The sequence below is a fragment of the Agarivorans sp. 1_MG-2023 genome, assembly GCF_030548385.1.
Lineage (GTDB): Bacteria > Pseudomonadota > Gammaproteobacteria > Enterobacterales > Celerinatantimonadaceae > Agarivorans.
The window spans coordinates 227,037-243,942 of record NZ_JAUOSJ010000007.1; the positions used below are offsets into that span (position 1 = coordinate 227,037).

17 protein-coding genes are annotated in these 16,906 nt (G+C 45.4%); 11 read left to right on the forward strand and 6 right to left on the reverse strand.

Going from position 1 to position 16,906, the window contains the following annotated elements; genetic code table 11:
* Positions 1-2: 2 nt before the first annotated feature.
* Positions 3-1,292 carry an ATP-dependent RNA helicase RhlB gene (gene rhlB, locus Q4592_RS12525; RefSeq protein WP_303513516.1) on the reverse strand — a complete coding sequence of 430 codons (1,290 nt, stop codon included), beginning with the start codon at positions 1,290-1,292 and terminating at the stop codon, positions 3-5.
* 194 nt (positions 1,293-1,486) lie between these two features.
* Between rhlB and trxA the strand changes: the two genes are divergently transcribed.
* The 6 genes from trxA to fre all read left to right on the forward strand — a co-directional run bounded on the left by trxA (position 1,487) and on the right by fre (position 6,693).
* Positions 1,487-1,813: a thioredoxin TrxA gene (trxA, locus tag Q4592_RS12530; RefSeq protein ID WP_303513518.1), complete on the forward strand. Its 327-nt coding sequence runs from the start codon at positions 1,487-1,489 to the stop codon at positions 1,811-1,813.
* Positions 1,814-2,016: 203 nt separating this feature from the next.
* Positions 2,017-3,282 (forward strand): transcription termination factor Rho, encoded by a 1,266-nt coding sequence (rho, locus tag Q4592_RS12535; protein WP_221075269.1) that lies wholly within the window; start codon positions 2,017-2,019, stop codon positions 3,280-3,282.
* 39 nt (positions 3,283-3,321) lie between these two features.
* Complete coding sequence (locus tag Q4592_RS12540; protein WP_303513528.1) at positions 3,322-4,224, forward strand: hypothetical protein; 903 nt, start codon at positions 3,322-3,324, stop codon at positions 4,222-4,224.
* Between the two features lie 30 nt (positions 4,225-4,254).
* A complete protein-coding gene (ubiD, locus tag Q4592_RS12545; protein WP_303513530.1) occupies positions 4,255-5,721 on the forward strand; it encodes a 4-hydroxy-3-polyprenylbenzoate decarboxylase in 1,467 nt (488 codons plus the stop codon).
* Positions 5,721-5,993 (forward strand): 2Fe-2S iron-sulfur cluster-binding protein, encoded by a 273-nt coding sequence (locus Q4592_RS12550; RefSeq protein ID WP_303513532.1) that lies wholly within the window; start codon positions 5,721-5,723, stop codon positions 5,991-5,993. The genes ubiD and Q4592_RS12550 overlap by 1 nt, the downstream gene beginning before the upstream one ends.
* Before the next feature lie 4 nt (positions 5,994-5,997).
* Positions 5,998-6,693 carry an NAD(P)H-flavin reductase gene (gene fre, locus Q4592_RS12555; RefSeq protein ID WP_303513534.1) on the forward strand — a complete coding sequence of 232 codons (696 nt, stop codon included), beginning with the start codon at positions 5,998-6,000 and terminating at the stop codon, positions 6,691-6,693.
* A 73-nt stretch (positions 6,694-6,766) separates the two neighbouring features.
* Here the strand turns inward: fre and Q4592_RS12560 are convergent, their stop codons facing one another.
* Genes Q4592_RS12560 through hemC form a run of 4 tightly spaced genes read right to left on the reverse strand, consistent with a single transcriptional unit; the run spans position 6,767 to position 10,827 of the window.
* Positions 6,767-7,936 (reverse strand): heme biosynthesis HemY N-terminal domain-containing protein, encoded by a 1,170-nt coding sequence (locus Q4592_RS12560; protein ID WP_303513537.1) that lies wholly within the window; start codon positions 7,934-7,936, stop codon positions 6,767-6,769.
* Positions 7,936-9,129 (reverse strand): uroporphyrinogen-III C-methyltransferase, encoded by a 1,194-nt coding sequence (locus Q4592_RS12565; protein WP_303513540.1) that lies wholly within the window; start codon positions 9,127-9,129, stop codon positions 7,936-7,938. Before Q4592_RS12565 ends, Q4592_RS12560 begins: the two co-directional genes overlap by 1 nt.
* A complete protein-coding gene (locus Q4592_RS12570) occupies positions 9,116-9,883 on the reverse strand; it encodes a uroporphyrinogen-III synthase (protein ID WP_303513543.1) in 768 nt (255 codons plus the stop codon). Before Q4592_RS12570 ends, Q4592_RS12565 begins: the two co-directional genes overlap by 14 nt.
* An 11-nt stretch (positions 9,884-9,894) precedes the next feature.
* A complete protein-coding gene (hemC, locus tag Q4592_RS12575) occupies positions 9,895-10,827 on the reverse strand; it encodes a hydroxymethylbilane synthase (protein WP_303513546.1) in 933 nt (310 codons plus the stop codon).
* A gap of 249 nt (positions 10,828-11,076) precedes the next feature.
* Here hemC and Q4592_RS12580 point away from each other — a divergent pair, with 249 nt between their 5' ends.
* Complete coding sequence (locus Q4592_RS12580; protein WP_303513549.1) at positions 11,077-13,551, forward strand: class I adenylate cyclase; 2,475 nt, start codon at positions 11,077-11,079, stop codon at positions 13,549-13,551.
* A gap of 3 nt (positions 13,552-13,554) precedes the next feature.
* On the opposite strand, the gene cyaY is transcribed toward Q4592_RS12580, so the two are convergent.
* Entirely contained in the window at positions 13,555-13,875 is a 321-nt protein-coding gene (cyaY, locus tag Q4592_RS12585) for an iron donor protein CyaY (RefSeq protein ID WP_303513551.1), read from the reverse strand.
* Positions 13,876-13,955: 80 nt separating this feature from the next.
* On the opposite strand from cyaY, the gene Q4592_RS12590 reads away from it, so the two are divergent.
* From Q4592_RS12590 to Q4592_RS12605, 4 genes are read left to right on the forward strand one after another with little or no spacing between them, the layout of a single operon-like run.
* Complete coding sequence (locus tag Q4592_RS12590; protein ID WP_137674468.1) at positions 13,956-14,084, forward strand: lipoprotein; 129 nt, start codon at positions 13,956-13,958, stop codon at positions 14,082-14,084.
* Between the two features lie 28 nt (positions 14,085-14,112).
* Entirely contained in the window at positions 14,113-15,366 is a 1,254-nt protein-coding gene (gene lysA / locus Q4592_RS12595; RefSeq protein WP_303513555.1) for a diaminopimelate decarboxylase, read from the forward strand.
* 4 nt (positions 15,367-15,370) lie between these two features.
* Positions 15,371-16,201, forward strand: a complete 831-nt coding sequence (dapF, locus tag Q4592_RS12600) for a diaminopimelate epimerase (protein WP_137674470.1) — start codon at positions 15,371-15,373, stop codon at positions 16,199-16,201.
* Entirely contained in the window at positions 16,198-16,902 is a 705-nt protein-coding gene (locus tag Q4592_RS12605) for a DUF484 family protein (protein ID WP_137674471.1), read from the forward strand. Before dapF ends, Q4592_RS12605 begins: the two co-directional genes overlap by 4 nt.
* Positions 16,903-16,906 lie beyond the last annotated feature (4 nt).

The window sequence follows — 16,906 nt, forward strand, 5'->3', positions numbered from 1 at the left end:
GCTTAATGGCGGTGGCGACGCTGATTAGAATGACCACTGTTACCGCGACTATTGCTACGGTTACCACTACGGCTATTGGTATTTTTAGCGCGATGAATACGTTGTGCTTTTGGCAAATCACGCATCAATGCTTCGCTATCGTATTGGCTAACAGGCACCGGATGTTTAATGTACTCTTCAATCGCTGGCAAGTTAAATACGTATTCTTCACAGGCTAGGCTAATGGCGTGACCGCTAGCACCGGCACGACCAGTACGGCCAATACGGTGCACATAGTCTTCTGCATCGTCAGGTAGGTCGTAGTTAAATACGTGAGTCACCGAAGGAATATGTAAACCACGAGCGGCAACATCTGTAGCCACTAGTACGTCTATCTTACCTTCAGTAAATTGTTCTAAAATTTGCACGCGTTTACGCTGCGGAATATCACCAGTTAACAAACCAACACGGTGTTTGTCGGCGCTTAAATGCCCCCAAATGTCTTCACAACGGTGTTTGGTATTAGCGAAAATAATCGCGCGCTCTGGCCATTCTTCTTCAATAAGCGTTTGCAACAGCGCCATTTTGTCATCGTTAGAGGGGTAAAATAGCTCTTCTTGAATGCGCGCGCCGGTCATTTGTTCCGGTTCAACAATCACGTGCTCTGGCTCGTTCATGTGTTCGAACGCAAGCTCTTTCACTTTGAAAGATAAGGTGGCAGAGAACAGCATGTTTAAGCGAAGTTTAGGTTCTGGCATGCGGCGCATTAAATAGCGAATATCTTTAATAAAGCCTAAATCGAACATGCGATCGGCTTCATCCAATACCATTGCTTGCACGCTATTTAAGCTAAAAGCACCTTGTTTGAAGTAGTCAATCATTCGACCAGTTGTGCCGATCAAAATATCGACACCTTCGTCTAAGGTTGCGCGTTGGCTAGCGTAGCCTTCACCACCATATACCAAGCCTAATTTTAGGCCGGTTGCTTTGGCTAGTAAGCGGGCGTCGTTATGAATTTGAATCGCTAGTTCGCGAGTAGGAGCAAGTATGATTGCTCGAGGTTGATTTTGTTGACGCGTTTCAGGCACTGCGGTGGTTAGCAAGTGATTGAACGTGGCAACTAAAAAGGCTAATGTTTTCCCCGTACCGGTTTGAGCTTGGCCTGCAATATCTTTACCTTTGGTTAAAATAGGTAGGCTTTGGGCTTGGATCGGGGTGCAATTGTGATAGCCGTGCTGCTCTAAGGCTTCTAATACCTTATCTTGCAGTCCTAACTCGGCAAATCGTAGTTCAGTTAAATGTGTTTTGCTCATTGCGTAAGCATATCACAGCTAAGTGGCACTACCAGCACGCATTCTTTGTTAAATGAGCGCGTAAGTCACTTATGTTAATTGGTAGTAGCTTAGATTCCCTTGGAATGAGCTTGGGCTTGCATTCATTGGTCGGATGTTTTCAAATAGTCAGGTAAATTATCTATATAGATAGCATAGAATATTTGGAGTAATAAATGAGCGACAAGTTAGTTCAGCTAAGCGACGACAGTTTCGACGCAGACGTACTTAATTCAAGCACACCAGTACTAGTTGATTTCTGGGCTGAATGGTGTGGACCTTGCAAAATGATTGCACCTATCCTAGACGAAGTGGCTAACGAATATGACGGTAAAGTTATCGTTGGCAAACTAAATATCGACCAAAACGCAGGCACACCACCTAAGTTTGGTATTCGCGGTATTCCTACTTTGTTGTTATTTAAAGACGGCAAGGTAGCCGCAACTAAGGTTGGCGCCTTATCAAAAGCACAGTTAACTGCGTTTTTGGACGAGAACCTATAGTAACATTGTGAGCAGGTCGACATTCGTTGCCTGCTTTTGCTGGATCTTTCCCCACATTAGTGCTAATTTTATTTTCGAATTTTTCCTACGCCCGTTATTAAAGGCTATCCCTTGGCCGACTAAACAGTCGAGTAAGCATCTCCACTTTACCTAACTCACGCTGCTGTCAGCCTACTTTCGATAAAAATTGAATACTCACCATTATGAATTTAACTGAGCTAAAAAATACCCCGGTCCATGAACTGATTACGCTAGGCGAATCAATGGGCTTAGAAAATCTGGCCCGATTACGTAAGCAAGATATTATCTTCTCGATCTTAAAGGCTCACGCTAAAAGCGGTGAGGCCATTTTTGGTCATGGTGTGCTGGAGATTTTGCAAGATGGCTTCGGCTTTTTGCGTAGTGCCGACAGTTCTTACTTAGCGGGCCCCGACGATATTTACGTTTCTCCAAGTCAAATTCGTCGTTTCAACCTGCGTACCGGTGACACGGTAGAAGGTAAGATTCGTCCACCTAAAGAAGGTGAGCGTTACTTTGCCTTGCTTAAAATTGGCATTGTTAACCACGACAAGCCAGAGAACTCGCGCAACAAAATCTTATTTGAAAACTTAACGCCGCTACACGCCAACGACCGTTTGCGTATGGAGCGTGGTAACGGTGCAACTGAAGACATCACTGCCCGTGTATTAGATTTAGCCTCGCCAATTGGTAAAGGCCAACGTGGTTTGATTGTTGCTCCGCCAAAAGCGGGTAAAACCATGTTGCTGCAAAACATTGCGCAAAATGTGGCGTTTAATCATCCTGAGTGTGAATTGATTGTATTGCTAATCGATGAGCGTCCAGAAGAAGTGACCGAGATGCAACGTTTGGTTCGCGGTGAAGTTATTGCTTCTACCTTTGATGAGCCAGCGAGTCGCCATGTTCAAGTAGCCGAAATGGTTATTGAAAAAGCTAAGCGCTTGGTTGAGCACAAAAAAGATGTGATCATCTTGCTTGACTCAATCACTCGATTGGCACGTGCTTATAACACCGTTATTCCTTCTTCAGGAAAGGTACTAACCGGTGGTGTAGACGCTAACGCATTGCACCGTCCGAAGCGATTCTTTGGTGCCGCTCGAAATGTTGAAGAAGGTGGCAGCTTAACTATTATTGCTACTGCTCTTGTAGATACTGGTTCTAAAATGGACGAAGTGATTTACGAAGAGTTTAAAGGTACCGGTAACATGGAGCTGCACTTAAGCCGTAAAATTGCAGAAAAACGTGTTTACCCAGCCATCGACATTAACCGTTCAGGTACTCGTCGTGAAGAGTTGCTTACCAGTGCCGAAGAACTACAGAAAATGTGGATCTTACGCAAGATTGTTCACCCAATGGACGAAACTGGCGCAATGGAATTCTTAATTGATAAATTGGCAATGACCAAAACCAATGACGAATTCTTTAATGCGATGAAAGCACAGAAGAAATAAACAAAAAACTGGCCGTTAATTCGGCCAGTTTCATTTTGGATGATGAAACGTTTACTGCTAGTACTAGGGCTATTTTTCCAATTATCTGTTCATGCTGAGCAGCAAGGTCCTAATCCTCTTTCCCAACCGCTTTACCAAGATGTTCCTTTGATGATCCTGCAACGTAGTGTTGATACGCTAATGCAGAATCAACCCGCTTGGATCATTGATTTACTGCCGTATTTACGCCCCGAAGACCGCGAAGCACTGTTGTTTGAAAGTTTGTTGTACCTTCACCAAAACAACCATATTCCCGATCAAACTCTAAAAAACTGGTTATTAGAGTTAGCTTCTGAGCGCCCAAAAATTAGACAAGCAGCGGTGATTGATGGTTACGAGGTGATTAGGCCCACGTTTGATTACCCAGCTTTAGCACGCAGCCTTATTCTAAATAAAACCTCAGCGGAACGTTCGCAAACTTATCTTAGTGAATTGCTGCGAGACGATTTTTCATGGTCGCTCATCTTCCGCAAAAATAATCCCTTACTATTAGCTCAACAGTTAGATGTAATGCGGGCGTTTTCGCAACTTAATGTTGAGCAGCTGCAGTACGTTAAACAGCATATGCCAAACCGTTTATATTTTCCCGATAACAACGTCAGGGTGTCTTTGGCGGTGGGTATTGGAAGCGATGAGGCGATTGCTGAAGTCTTAAGTTTACCCATGGATCAGTACAGCGTGTCTTTGTTAGAGTGGTTGGTTCAACAATTACCGCCAGAGCGCGCTTTCAGCTTGTTGCAAGGCGCAGCAAACAATCCCGAATTATTGTATTTTTCTTATAGCGCTATCGCCCGTTTAGGGCGGCATTACCCGCCAGCGGCACAGTTTATATTGGCGCAGTTTCGAGAGTCAGAACATCAAGAGTTGGCTGCCATGGTAATGATTGAGATGCAGTCTCAATAGTCATTACGGTTCTATCATTAGGTTATTAGAATGAAATATAAAGACTTAAGAGATTTTATTGATTTGCTAGAGCAGCGTGGTGAGCTTAAGCGAATTAGCCTTGAAGTCTCTACCGAGTTAGAGATGACAGAGATATGTGACCGCACCCTTAAAGCAGGCGGCCCGGCGCTGCTGTTTGAAAATGTGAAAGGCCACAGCATGCCGGTGTTAGGAAACCTATTCGGCACGCCAGAGCGGGTTGCACTAGGGATGGGGCAAGAATCAGTTGCAGCGTTACGCGAAGTAGGCACTTGGCTGTCTTACTTAAAAGAGCCCGAGCCGCCCAAAGGTTTGAAAGAACTGTGGGAAAAGCTGCCTATCTTTAAGCAAGTTCTCAATATGCCCACCAAAAAACTGCGTTCTGCGCCTTGCCAAGAAATTGTTTGGACCGGTGACGAGGTTGATTTAGATAAGCTGCCGATTCAACACTGTTGGCCTGGCGATGTGGCGCCTTTGGTGACTTGGGGTTTAACCATTACTCGTGGCCCTTATAAAAAACGCCAAAACTTAGGGATTTATCGCCAGCAGAAGTTAGCTAAGAATAAACTCATTATGCGCTGGCTATCGCATCGTGGCGGGGCCATCGATTTTCGTGAGTTTCAGGAGTTAAATCCGGGTAAGCCGTATCCTGTTTCAGTGGCTTTAGGCGCTGATCCTGCCACTATATTAGGCGCGGTAACACCAGTGCCTGATACCTTATCAGAATATGCTTTTGCAGGTTTGTTACGTGGTGGAAGAACCGAAACCGTACAATGTATTAGTAATGATTTAGAAGTACCGGCCAGTGCCGAGATTGTACTCGAAGGCTATTTAGAGCCTAATGAAACAGCGCCAGAAGGCCCCTACGGTGACCACACTGGTTATTACAACGAAGTGGATGAGTTTCCGGTATTCACCATTACTCACATTACTATGCGAAAAGACCCTATTTACCACAGCACTTATACCGGGCGTCCGCCAGATGAGCCCGCGGTGCTTGGGGTAGCGTTAAACGAAGTGTTTGTGCCTATTTTGCAAAAGCAGTTTCCAGAGATTGTTGATTTTTACTTGCCGCCAGAAGGTTGCTCGTACCGGATGGCCGTTGTCACCATTAAAAAGCAATATCCAGGGCATGCTAAACGGGTGATGTTAGGCGTGTGGTCTTTCCTTAGGCAGTTTATGTATACCAAGTTTGTGATTGTTTGTGATGATGATATCAACGCGCGCTCTTGGCAGGATGTAATATGGGCTATCACCACTCGCATGGACCCATCGCGCGATACTACGTTGATCGACCATACACCCATTGATTACCTAGATTTTGCCTCTCCTGTATCAGGCTTGGGCTCAAAAATGGGAATGGATGCGACTAATAAATGGCCGGGTGAAACTAACCGTGAATGGGGCGAAGTAATTGAAATGGCACCAGAAGTGAAACAGCGAGTAGATAGTATTTGGGCGCAATTGGGCATAGACTAGTGGCCAATTGTTATCAGGTTAGTGTTGCAGGTAAAGTTTTTACTGTAGAGCCGCAACAAACAATTTTACAAGCAGCTTTGTCTCACGGTATTAGCTGGCCTTATCGTTGTCAGCAGGGCGGATGTTGCAGTTGCTTGGCACGACGTACATCAGGCGAAATTGATTACCAAGGAATGGCGCCAATGTTAAGTGAAAGAGAACAAGCCGAAGGATGGTTTGTTGCTTGCTTAGCCAGTGCAAAATCAGATTTGAGTGTAAGTTTAGAAGGGTGAAAGTATGAAGCGCATTAGTTGTAAGGTTGCATCGGTCTCGCCGATTTTAGATGACATATTTAATGTTGAGTTACAGCCACAGGAAAGTGAAAACTTTGTGGCGGGTCAATACCTGCAAATTGTTATGGCGGAAGACGATAAACGTCCGTTCTCGCTTGCTAGTTCACCTGAGCAAGGTGATGTTTTTGAGCTGCATATTGGTGCGCCAGAGGGCAACCCTTATGCTCGTCAAGTTATTGATAAGCTACAAGCTAGTGGCGAAATTGAAGTTGAAATGCCATTTGGCCATGCTGGTTTTGATGAAGAGAGTCAGCGTCCAATTTTGATTATGGTGGGTGGAACGGGCTTCTCTTACGCCAAATCCATCATTGAACATATTATCGATTCAGAGCAAGACCGAGAGATCTACCTATACTGGGGCGGCCGTAACTTAGGCGGGCTGTATTTGCACGAGTTAGCTTATCAGTGGGAAGAGCTAGACCAAGTTAAGTTTGTGCCGGTACTTGAGCAGGCTATGCCACAGTGGACAGGTAAAAAAGGTTTGGTGCACGAAGCGGTGTTAGAAGATTTTGCTGATATGAGTGGCTTGGAAGTCTATATTGCTGGTCGTTTTGAAATGGCTGATGTAGCGCGCACAGCCTTTACCAAGCAAGGTCTACCACTTGCTCAGCTGCATGGCGATGCTTACGAATTTATTTAAGCAAGGCAGAGTTAATTGACATAAAAATGGCGAGCTAAGCTCGCCATTTTTGGTCTTGGTTCAGCACTAAGGCTTAGTTGCTTAGAGCTTGGCGGTAGTAGTGAATCGCCTGCTCTGGCTCGTCTAACTGTCTGTGTACTTCCGCTAAGCCTTGGTAACACAGGCTGTTTGGTGCTAGCTTTATGCTTTGTTCAAAGCGTTCTTTAGCTTCGCTCCATTGCTGCTGCTGGCTATGCAATTGACCAATCAAACACAGCAAGTCGGCATTATTCGGGTGTTTGCGGATTAAACCCGTTAACTGCTGCAACAGTGGGTGAGGATCGCTTAACTTCAACTCAGCAGCCACTTCTAATAATTCGCTATCGGCATTTCGGTTAAGCAAATCCCCCAGCAGTTGGTAAGCGGCTGCATTGTCTCCCGAGGTAATCAAGGCGCGGCAAGCGGCGGCGGCAATCGTCATTTGTTTCTTTTGCTTACGCGGCATGCCATTCCAGTGAGTCGCTACCGCATCAGAGCCTTGGCTATTGGCCAACTCTAAGAATAAATTTTTATAAGCTTCAGATAACTCACTTTGGTAGTGCTGGTTATCGATTAACCCCGCCTTATTTGCTAGCGGTAACAAATCGATATAACGCTGCCATAAACCCAAGGCGGGGAATATGCTCATTTGCATGCGCTTGATTGCTGCTTGTTTCAAATTGTCGTGTGGTAGCTGCTCAATACTAGATAGCGCAGCACTGTAATTTTGCTGTTTAAGTTGTAAGCGTGCTTGAGTGATTAACACTGCAGAATCGTTATTGGTAAGTCGAGTAGCTTGCTCTAAATACTTATCACGCTTTTTATCTTGCCCTTGTTCTTGGGCCGCTTCTGCAGCCGTTAAGTAGTTTAGCGCTGGCGCATCACTATACGTAGCGGCTTTACTTACCAGCTTTTCAGCGTGCTGATAATCACCGCGCATCATCGCTAACATGCCTTGCTGCGTATGATTAATCGCTTTTTGTTTACGGCGATGTCCCCACCATGCGCCACTGCGTGAAAAGCTTAGCCATAACCAGCGGGCTACCCATAAACTCAGCAGCAATACACAAAAGCAAATAAAGCTTAGGAATAACGCGCTGGTGACCGACATTTCTATGGTGTAGTTATCAAAGGCTATCAGTACGTAGCCTTTATTACCCGCTAGCTGTGGGCCAAGGGCTAGGCCTATGGCAATACAGACTAGAAGAATCAGAATTTTAAACATTATTCGGCTCCTTCAAGTGAAGGTATTAACCGTTGTTGGCGTTCTTTAATCGCTTGTTCGGCAGCGCCTAAGCTGCTTAATTGTTCGGGTAGCTTATCTACAATATCTAATTGTTGGAGCTGTTTTAAATCTTCAACCATCGCTTGGGCTTGGGTATTTTGAATAAAGAACTCGCTCACCCATTGCTCGGCACGTTGCAACTTAGCTTTGAACAGTTCGCCCTGTGAGCGGAATAAAGCTTGCTCGGCTTGCTGTAGTTGTAGCTTAAGGTTCTCTTTTAAATACCAAGCATGTTGAGGCTCAATTAAGGCTTCAACTTGGCCGTCACGGCGGCGTACTGTGATAAAGTTTTCGCTAAATTTGCGCCAGCTTTTGCTTAGGTTGTCTTGCCAGTCTGCACTATCTGCACTTAAGTCATTGTCTTGTTGCTCTACCACCTCGGGTAATTCAATCTCGGCCAACTGTAGGCTTTCAGCTTGTTGCAAAATGCTTTCTAGTCTAAACGCGATACCTTCTTTGTCGACTAAAGGCACCCCTTTTAGTAATTGCACATCACTATTTATTGCTCGGCGTAACGGCAGCAAATGTGGGTCGTCTGCATTATTAATACTGTTATCGGCTTCTAGTAACAAAGCGATGGCGGTGGCTGGGTCTTGCTCTAGCCACAGTTTATTGGCTGCCAATTGCAGTAGGTAGCTGGCTTCGTTTAATCGCCAGTGGTTGGCGTCTTTAATATTCAATAGCGCTAATTGTCGCTCGATAGTTTTGCGATTCTGCTCGGTAAGTTCTAATTGGGCTTTTAAGGCCGCCATGGCCTGATTTTGGCCACTCACTTGTTGTTCAATGTTAGTGAGTTGGTTTTTGTTGTTGGTTTGCGCACTCAGTAAGTTTTGTTCTTTGGCTTGCAGGCTAGTTTTCAAGAGTTGTAGTTGAGTATCAGCATGCTCTCTAAATTGGTGGCCATGCCAGTACAAACCAATGGCGATACTGACACTGAGAATAATCGCCACAATGGCTAAAATCTTTGCCGTTTTATCGGTTTTAGCGGCTGGTTGTTTATTCTGGGCAGGGGCAGGGGCAGGGGCAGGGGCACTGGCAGCTGGCTCGCTGGCAGTGGTTGTTTCTGTAGCACTGTTAGAATCGCTAGGATTGGTAGCCTTTGTTTGACTATCTGATTGTTTATTTTTGGTCATTTTCATTCCTTGCAGATGACTGTATTCGCGCCAAAGCGTCGATACAAGCCTTATCTGATGCGCCGTCGCACAACACTATGTGCATAAAACCCAAACTTTTAGCATACTCAAGCAAACGCTCACTCGGCACCAACAATGTGGTCTGTTTAAGCCAAGTCAACTGCTGTGACTTACTCATAAGGGTAGTTAGGTGTTTCAATATTTCACCACTAGTAGCCACAATAGTGTTGATCTGTGACCGCCATTGTTCAAGTTGTTGCCAAGAATAATTGAGCAAATGGCGTTGATAACAGGTGAGATAATTAACGGTAATTTGTTGCCTTTGCAGCTGTTCGGCGAGCCATTCTCGGCCATGTTGGCCACGCAAAATGTGCGCTTGCTGAATGCCACTCAGTTGAGATTCGATGAGCTGCAGCATGCCTTCGCTATCTTGGCGGCTGGGAACTAAGGCGTTTACCCCATATTGTTGCCAGCACTCAGCCGTTGCTTTACCTACAGCCAAATACTGACAATGGCTTGGCCAAGTACGGCCGTGCTGTTGGAGGTGGTGCTGGCATGATTCTACGGCGTATTGACTCACCGCAATAATAAGCGTGGAAGACGTAGCTTGTTCTAATCGCGGTATCAGTGATGTGAGTTCATCGCTTGGTTTAATTTCAAGCATTGGCGCAGCACTCACGCTAAAGCCTTTCGCCTCTAGCGCTGTTACACAACGTTGATTATGCGGCTGAGGCCGCGTAACAAGTATCTGCACCAATAGTCCTCTTACTGCTGTTGATAAACCGCCTGTAAAATAGGCGCAGCGCCGGCATCCAATAATTGTTCAGCCAAGTTCAAGCCTAGCTGTTCAGCATCACTACTGGCACCGCGAATGTCCTTTTCTATTACTTTCGAGCCATCAACTGCCCCGACTAAGCCACGTACAAACAGTTGCTCTCCTTCTAGTTCGGCGTAACAGCCAATAGGAACTTGGCATCCACCTTCTAGGCGACGGTTCATGGCGCGCTCTGCTGCTACTCGTGCTGCGGTCGCGTTATGGTTTAAAGGTTTAAGTAATTCCAGTAAGGCTTGATCGGCGCTTCGACATTCAATACCCACTGCACCTTGGCCGCCAGCAGGCAGTATTTGCTCTGGTGCGATATAAGTGCGAATGCGTTCAGCCATTTCTAAACGCAGTAAGCCTGCACTGGCGAGAATAATGGCATCAAATTCGCCAGCATCTAATTTGGCCAGGCGAGTATTCACGTTGCCACGTAAATCTTTAATGGTTATGTCTGGGCGCTGCGCTTTTAGTTGGCATTGGCGACGCAGGCTAGAGGTGCCGACTATTGCGCCTTGGGGTAAGGCATCGATGCTTGCATAGTTATTACTCACAAAAGCATCGCGAGGATCTTCGCGTTCACAAATGCAGTGCAAACCTAAACCTTCGGGGAATTCCATCGGTACATCTTTCATCGAATGCACCGCGATGTCGGCAAGATCTTCCAACATTGCCACTTCGAGTTCTTTAATGAATAGCCCTTTGCCGCCAATTTTTGCTAACGGCGTGTCGAGGATTTTGTCACCGCGGGTACTCATAGGAAGCAGTTCTACAATGAGATCTGGATGAAGGCGTTCTAATTCGGCCTTTACAAAATGGGCTTGCCACATAGCTAATGGACTCTTGCGAGTCGCAATTCTCACTTTCTTCACAGACACTTACCTCTTTATTTGGTCATCGGATAGTATCACCAGTTAGTTTTTTGCCCAAGTAAGCATTACCAGCCAGCTATTAAGTAAAACTTTGTTTTAGCTTAGGTCTTAGTGTTTGTAGTTTGTATAAAATATACGCACTAAAAGTGTGCGTATCTGTTTACCACTATTATACTAACTGTTAAGATGATCACACTTTAGTGATATCTAAATTACATTCAATAATAACGCTTAGAGCGCCAGGTAACCCAAACTTTGCAAGATACTATTGCCTCTCTACTGGAGAAGGCTACTCGAACTAATCAACACCGTAAGCAGTTGGCATTACAAACCATGCCTGCCGCTGTGCAGCAGGTTTTTGAACTGCTGCCATCGATGTTGCATTATTCGCACCCTTGCATACCTGGATTTATTGAAGGTGACGTACCCAGCGGTGTATGCCAGTTTGAGCCTAGTGCTCGTCATGCTATCTATTTGCAACAACACTTTTTGTGTAGCCCTGAGCAGCCTAAACAATGTGAGATTTTGGGCCTTTACTCTATGGGTAGCACGGCCACGGTAGGACAAACCGAATCTTCTGATTTAGATGTTTGGGTATGTCACGATACCGATCTCGCCTGCGAGCGAGTGGCCTTACTTACCGAAAAGTGTGAGCAAATTAGCTCTTGGGCTGCCCACCAAGGGGTTGAGCTGAATTTCTTCATGGTAGAAGAAAATCAGTTTAAAACAGGTTCAATTAGCGAGTTATCTAAAGATAATTGCGGCAGTGCCCAACATTTATTATTGCTTGACGAATTTTACCGTACCGCCTTGCCGCTTGCGGGTAAGCAGTTGGTATGGTTTGCAGTGCCTAGTGAGTTAGAACAAAGCTACGATAGCTTTGTACAGCAGCAGTTTGAGTTAGGCGTATTTAACCATGAACAATGGTTAGATTTAGGTGGCTTAGACACCATTCCTGCAGAAGAGTATTTTGGCTCGGGTTTGTGGCAGTTGTATAAGGGTATTGATTCCCCGTACAAAGCAGTGCTTAAAACCATGTTAATGGAAGCCTACTCGGCCGATTATCCAAAACCGAGTTTACTGGCGGTAGAAGCCAAGCGCTTAATGCAACAGGGCCAAGAGTTTGGCTTAGAGCAAGATGCCTATTACTTAATGCTGAGCAAAGTGACCCAGTATCTTGAGTCGATAGAAGATCACGCGCGACTCGATTTGGTGCGTCGCTGTTTTTATCTTAAAAATTGCGAATGTAGCCCATTGCCGAGTGACCTTTTAGATGTTCGCTCGCTGACTTGGCAACAGCGTTTTATGGCGAAGCTTGTAAAACAGTGGAAATGGCCTCAACAAAAAATTGAGCACCTTAATTTACGTAGAGCCTGGAAGGTACAAGACGTACGCCAAGCGCACAGTGAATTACTCGATGCCTTAATGTTGAGCTATCGAAACTTGATTCGTTTTGCGCGTCGTAACGACATTAGTGAATCCATTAACCCGGAAGACATTGGGATATTGTCGCGTAAGTTATATGCGGCATTTGAAAGCTTGCCGGGCAAAGTAACGCTGATTAACCCGCAGATATCACCCGATTTATCTGAACCAAACTTAAGCTTTATTCACGTAGAAAAAGGCCGTAGCACTGCTGAAGGCTGGTATATCTACAAGCAGCCATTAACGGGTTTAGCCATTGTTGGTCAACCGCCCTTAGAACATGCTACTTATGTGTCTAAATTGGTGGCGTGGAGCTATTTCAATCAGCTTAAAACCGACCAAACTCAACTGAGTTTGCATCGACATAATGGCGACTTACATCTCGAAACCTTAAACCAATTTGCCGAAGATTTACGCCGTGCCTTTCCGGTGAACGTAGATGCCGCCAGTAACTTAGCCCTCACTCGCCCCTGCGAAATTCGTCACTTGGGTGTCTTCATCAATTTAGAGAAAGATCCTACCTCCAACTGGGGCGGGAAGGTGATTGAGTTTGATGCAATCTCTACCGATGTATTTAGTTTTGGCCGCGACTCAGATTGTTTAGTTGGCTCGGTAGACTTAGTGTATCGCAATACTTGGAATGAAATTCGGACTCTGCACTTTTCCGGTGATAGCGCCGTGGTAGATGCATTGACTACTATTTTGGGTAAAATGCACCGTGACGCCAATATCCCTGAGCATATCGATGTATTTTGTTATGCCGAAAACCTGCGCGAACAAATTGGCGCTAACTTTAAGCAGTTATTGGTAGAGAGTATAAAAAGCCGCTTACAACCTTTAGACAAACGCATTGTTAAAACCATTGTATTGGGCAGCGACAAATACGGTTTGTTTATTGAAGACCGCGGTGTATCGGTTAAGAAACTGGAGAACGGCGTAGAGTTTTACCGCCAGCTTTCTAATAATAAGTTACAGCGCTTGCCCTTGCAGTTAAATGCCGGCAATACCAAAAAAGTGCCTAACGTTGTAGAAGCGCATGCCAGTGAAGGCTTAGTGCAGTATTTCTTCGAGAATCTAGAAAATGGTTTTAACATCTATATCGTAGATGAACACAACCGCATTGAAATGTATCAAGATTTTGAAGGCAGTAAAGAAGAGCTGGTGCAGGGCATTAATCGCTTCTACACCTCTTCACGTGAGCAATATGGTACTCGCCATGAAGTAATAAACTTTAACTTGCCACAGTTCTACGACATTGTTGCTATCGAAGGCCAATGGCAAGTTGAGTCTTACCGCAGTAGCTAGCGCTTAATCAAAGCTTAACTGTTCGCCACTTTGCTTGGTGATTGATTCCACCAAGAACGACCAAAACTCCACGCCACTTCTATTACAAATCCACTGCTGTTCAGTTTCATGCCATTCGAAATGGAAACCACCAAATTTAGTGGCTAACCAAAGCTGATGCAAAGGCTCTTGTTTGTTTATCACCATTTTACTGCGGTTTTCGAACTCTAAATTAAGTACCCCGCCGTTAACATCACACTCAATATCGAAGTCGTCATTGTCCATGGTTTGTTCGATACGTTCAAAGGCTTGGTCTACCAATTGGTGATATTGGCTATCATTCATCACAATCATCCTATCCTATTGCTTTTCTTGCTTCGAATGCGGATTATAGAGGGCATTCAAAAAAGAATCATGGCTTAATCATGAACAAACAAGCAATCGCCGTTATTTTGCTTAGCATCGGGCTTAGTGCCTGCGGTCAAAAAGGACCGCTTACTCACCCGCAAGCCGCGCCAGAGAGCGCCCCCGAGCAAGTAACTCCAAGCGAGTAAGCAACGCAACACAATAAAGGACAGATCATTGGATTTTTTTAGTTATCAAAACGAGCAGTTAAACGCTGAACAATGCTCGGTAGCTGATTTAGCACATACCCACGGTACGCCTCTGTACGTATATTCTCGTGCCACCATCGAACGTCATTGGAAAGCCTTTGACAATGCCGCTGGTGAGCGTCCACATTTGATCTGTTATGCCGTTAAAGCCAACTCCAATTTGGCTGTGTTAAACGTGATGGCGCGTATGGGCTCGGGCTTTGATATTGTCTCGGGTGGTGAACTCGCACGGGTGATAGAAGCAGGCGGTGAACCGGCTAAAGTGGTGTTTTCTGGCGTAGCAAAAACCGAAGCCGAAATAGCCGATGCGCTTAATCACGGTATTTACTGTTTTAATGTTGAGTCTGAGCCTGAGCTCGACCGCATTAGTAGTGTTGCTCAACGCTTAGGTAAAGTAGCGCCCATTTCTCTGCGCATTAACCCTGATATTGACGCGGGTACGCATCCTTATATCTCTACTGGCCTTAAAGAAAACAAATTTGGGATCGCGATTGAGCGCGCTCCACAAGCTTATGCTTATGCCACTAGCCTTAAAGGCTTGAATGTAGTGGGCTTAGATTGCCATATCGGCTCACAACTTACCGAGATAGCGCCTTTTGTAGAGGCGATTGATAAGTTACTGGCTTTAATCGATCAACTTGCCGAACAAGGCATTGTTATCGAGCACCTAGATGTGGGTGGCGGCTTGGGTGTGAACTACGATGATGAAACACCGCCAGAACCTGCCGAATACGCGAGCGCATTAGCTGAGCGATTAGGCGAGCGTAAACTGAAATTATTATTCGAACCGGGCCGCGCGATTATGGCTAATGCCGGCATTTTGGTATCAAAAGTAGAGTTTTTGAAAATGTCGGAAAGTAAAAATTTCGCCATTGTTGATGCCGCAATGAACGATTTATTACGTCCAGCCTTATACAGTGCGTGGCAGCGTATTGTGCCAGTGATAAAGCGACCAGAGTTAAGCTGCGCCAATTATGATGTTGTAGGTCCCGTGTGTGAAACCGGTGACTTTTTAGGTAAAGACCGCAAGTTGGCGATTGAGCAAGGCGATTATATTGCGGTACGTTCAGCAGGAGCATATGGCTTTACTATGAGCTCCAACTACAACTCTCGCTGCCGAGCGGCTGAGATAATGGTAGATGGCGAAAAAGCTCACTTGGTACGCGAACGTGAACCTTTAGTGTCTCTTTGGGCCGGCGAAACGCTGCTGCCTGAAGGATAAGCCAATGTTAGTAAACTTTACTAAAATGCACGGCTTGGGGAACGACTTTGTGGTTATCGACAATGTCACCCAAAATGTGTTTTTTAACCAAGAAGTGATTAGTCGCTTGGCTGATCGCAACTTTGGTATTGGCTTCGATCAATTTTTGGTGGTGGAGCCGCCCTACGACCCTGATCTAGATTTTCATTACCGTATTTTTAATGCCGATGGCAGTGAAGTAGAACAATGCGGTAATGGCGCACGTTGCTTTGCCCGCTTTGTGGTGAACAAAGGGCTAACCAATAAACGCAATATTGGGGTAAGCACCAAGTCTGGCAACATCGTTTTGCACGTAGAGAATGACGGACAAGTGACCGTGAATATGGGCGTGCCGGAGTTTGAACCGAGTAAAGTCCCGTTTCGTGCTAAAAAGGCCGAAAAAACCTATATTCTTCGTAATGATGAACAAACGGTATTTGCGGGTGTGGTGTCTATGGGCAACCCGCATTGCGTACTTGAAGTTGATGATGTTAGCCAAGCGCCATTAGAAACCTTAGGTAAAAGCTTAGAGAAACATGATCGCTTCCCGCAAAAAGTTAACGTGGGTTTTAGCCAAATAATCGATGATAAAAATATTAAGCTGCGGGTATTTGAACGCGGTGTAGGCGAAACCCTTGCTTGTGGCACGGGTGCATGTGCCGCTATGGTGGTGGGTCGCCAACAAGGCAAGCTTGCCGAGACAGTGAATGTAGATTTGCCCGGTGGGCGTTTACAAATTCAATGGGCTGGCGAAGGTAAACCGGTGAAAATGACCGGCCCAGCTACAATGGTTTTTGATGGTCAGGTGCATATATGAGTGAGTTCGATCTTTCGCAACCGCTGTTAATAGATGAAAGCTTGGTGGTCGAGTTCTTGCTCGACAACCCCGATTTTTTTGCCCGCCATCCCAGTTTAATTAAGCAGCTACGTTTACCGCACAAAGAAAAAGGTGCGGTATCGTTAGTTGAACTACAAGTACAACGCTTGCGCGATAAAGTACTCAGTTTAGAACAAGAAATTACCGATCTTATGACAGTCGCCAGTCTCAATGAGCGCATTTATCACGTCTACGTTGATCTGCTACCTGACTTAATGGCCTGTGATTCTTTTGCCGAATTACAACACCGTTTAAGTCGCGCTTTAGTGGATGACTTAGGTGTCGAGTGTGTATCAATGCGCTTAAGCCAAAAGTTGTTCAATCTTGAAGAATTGCCAGAAGAATACGGTTTAGAGCATGAGCAAATCGAGCGAATCAGAGTCACTCGTCTTAGCCAGCAACCGCATTATTTTGGCCGTATGTCTAAGGGTGAGTTAGCGGTATTATTTGATAATACTGACGACATTGCTTCGGTAGCATTGATGCCTCTGGGTATTAACGCTGAACTCGGCTTTTTTATTGCCGCTAGTCGTGACGCCGACCACTATGTGGCTGGTATGGACAGCTTACTGCTAACCCAGTTATGCCAAGTGATTAACAGTTTGCTATTGCGCCTTGTTCCGTTAAACGCTGAGCAATAAAGGC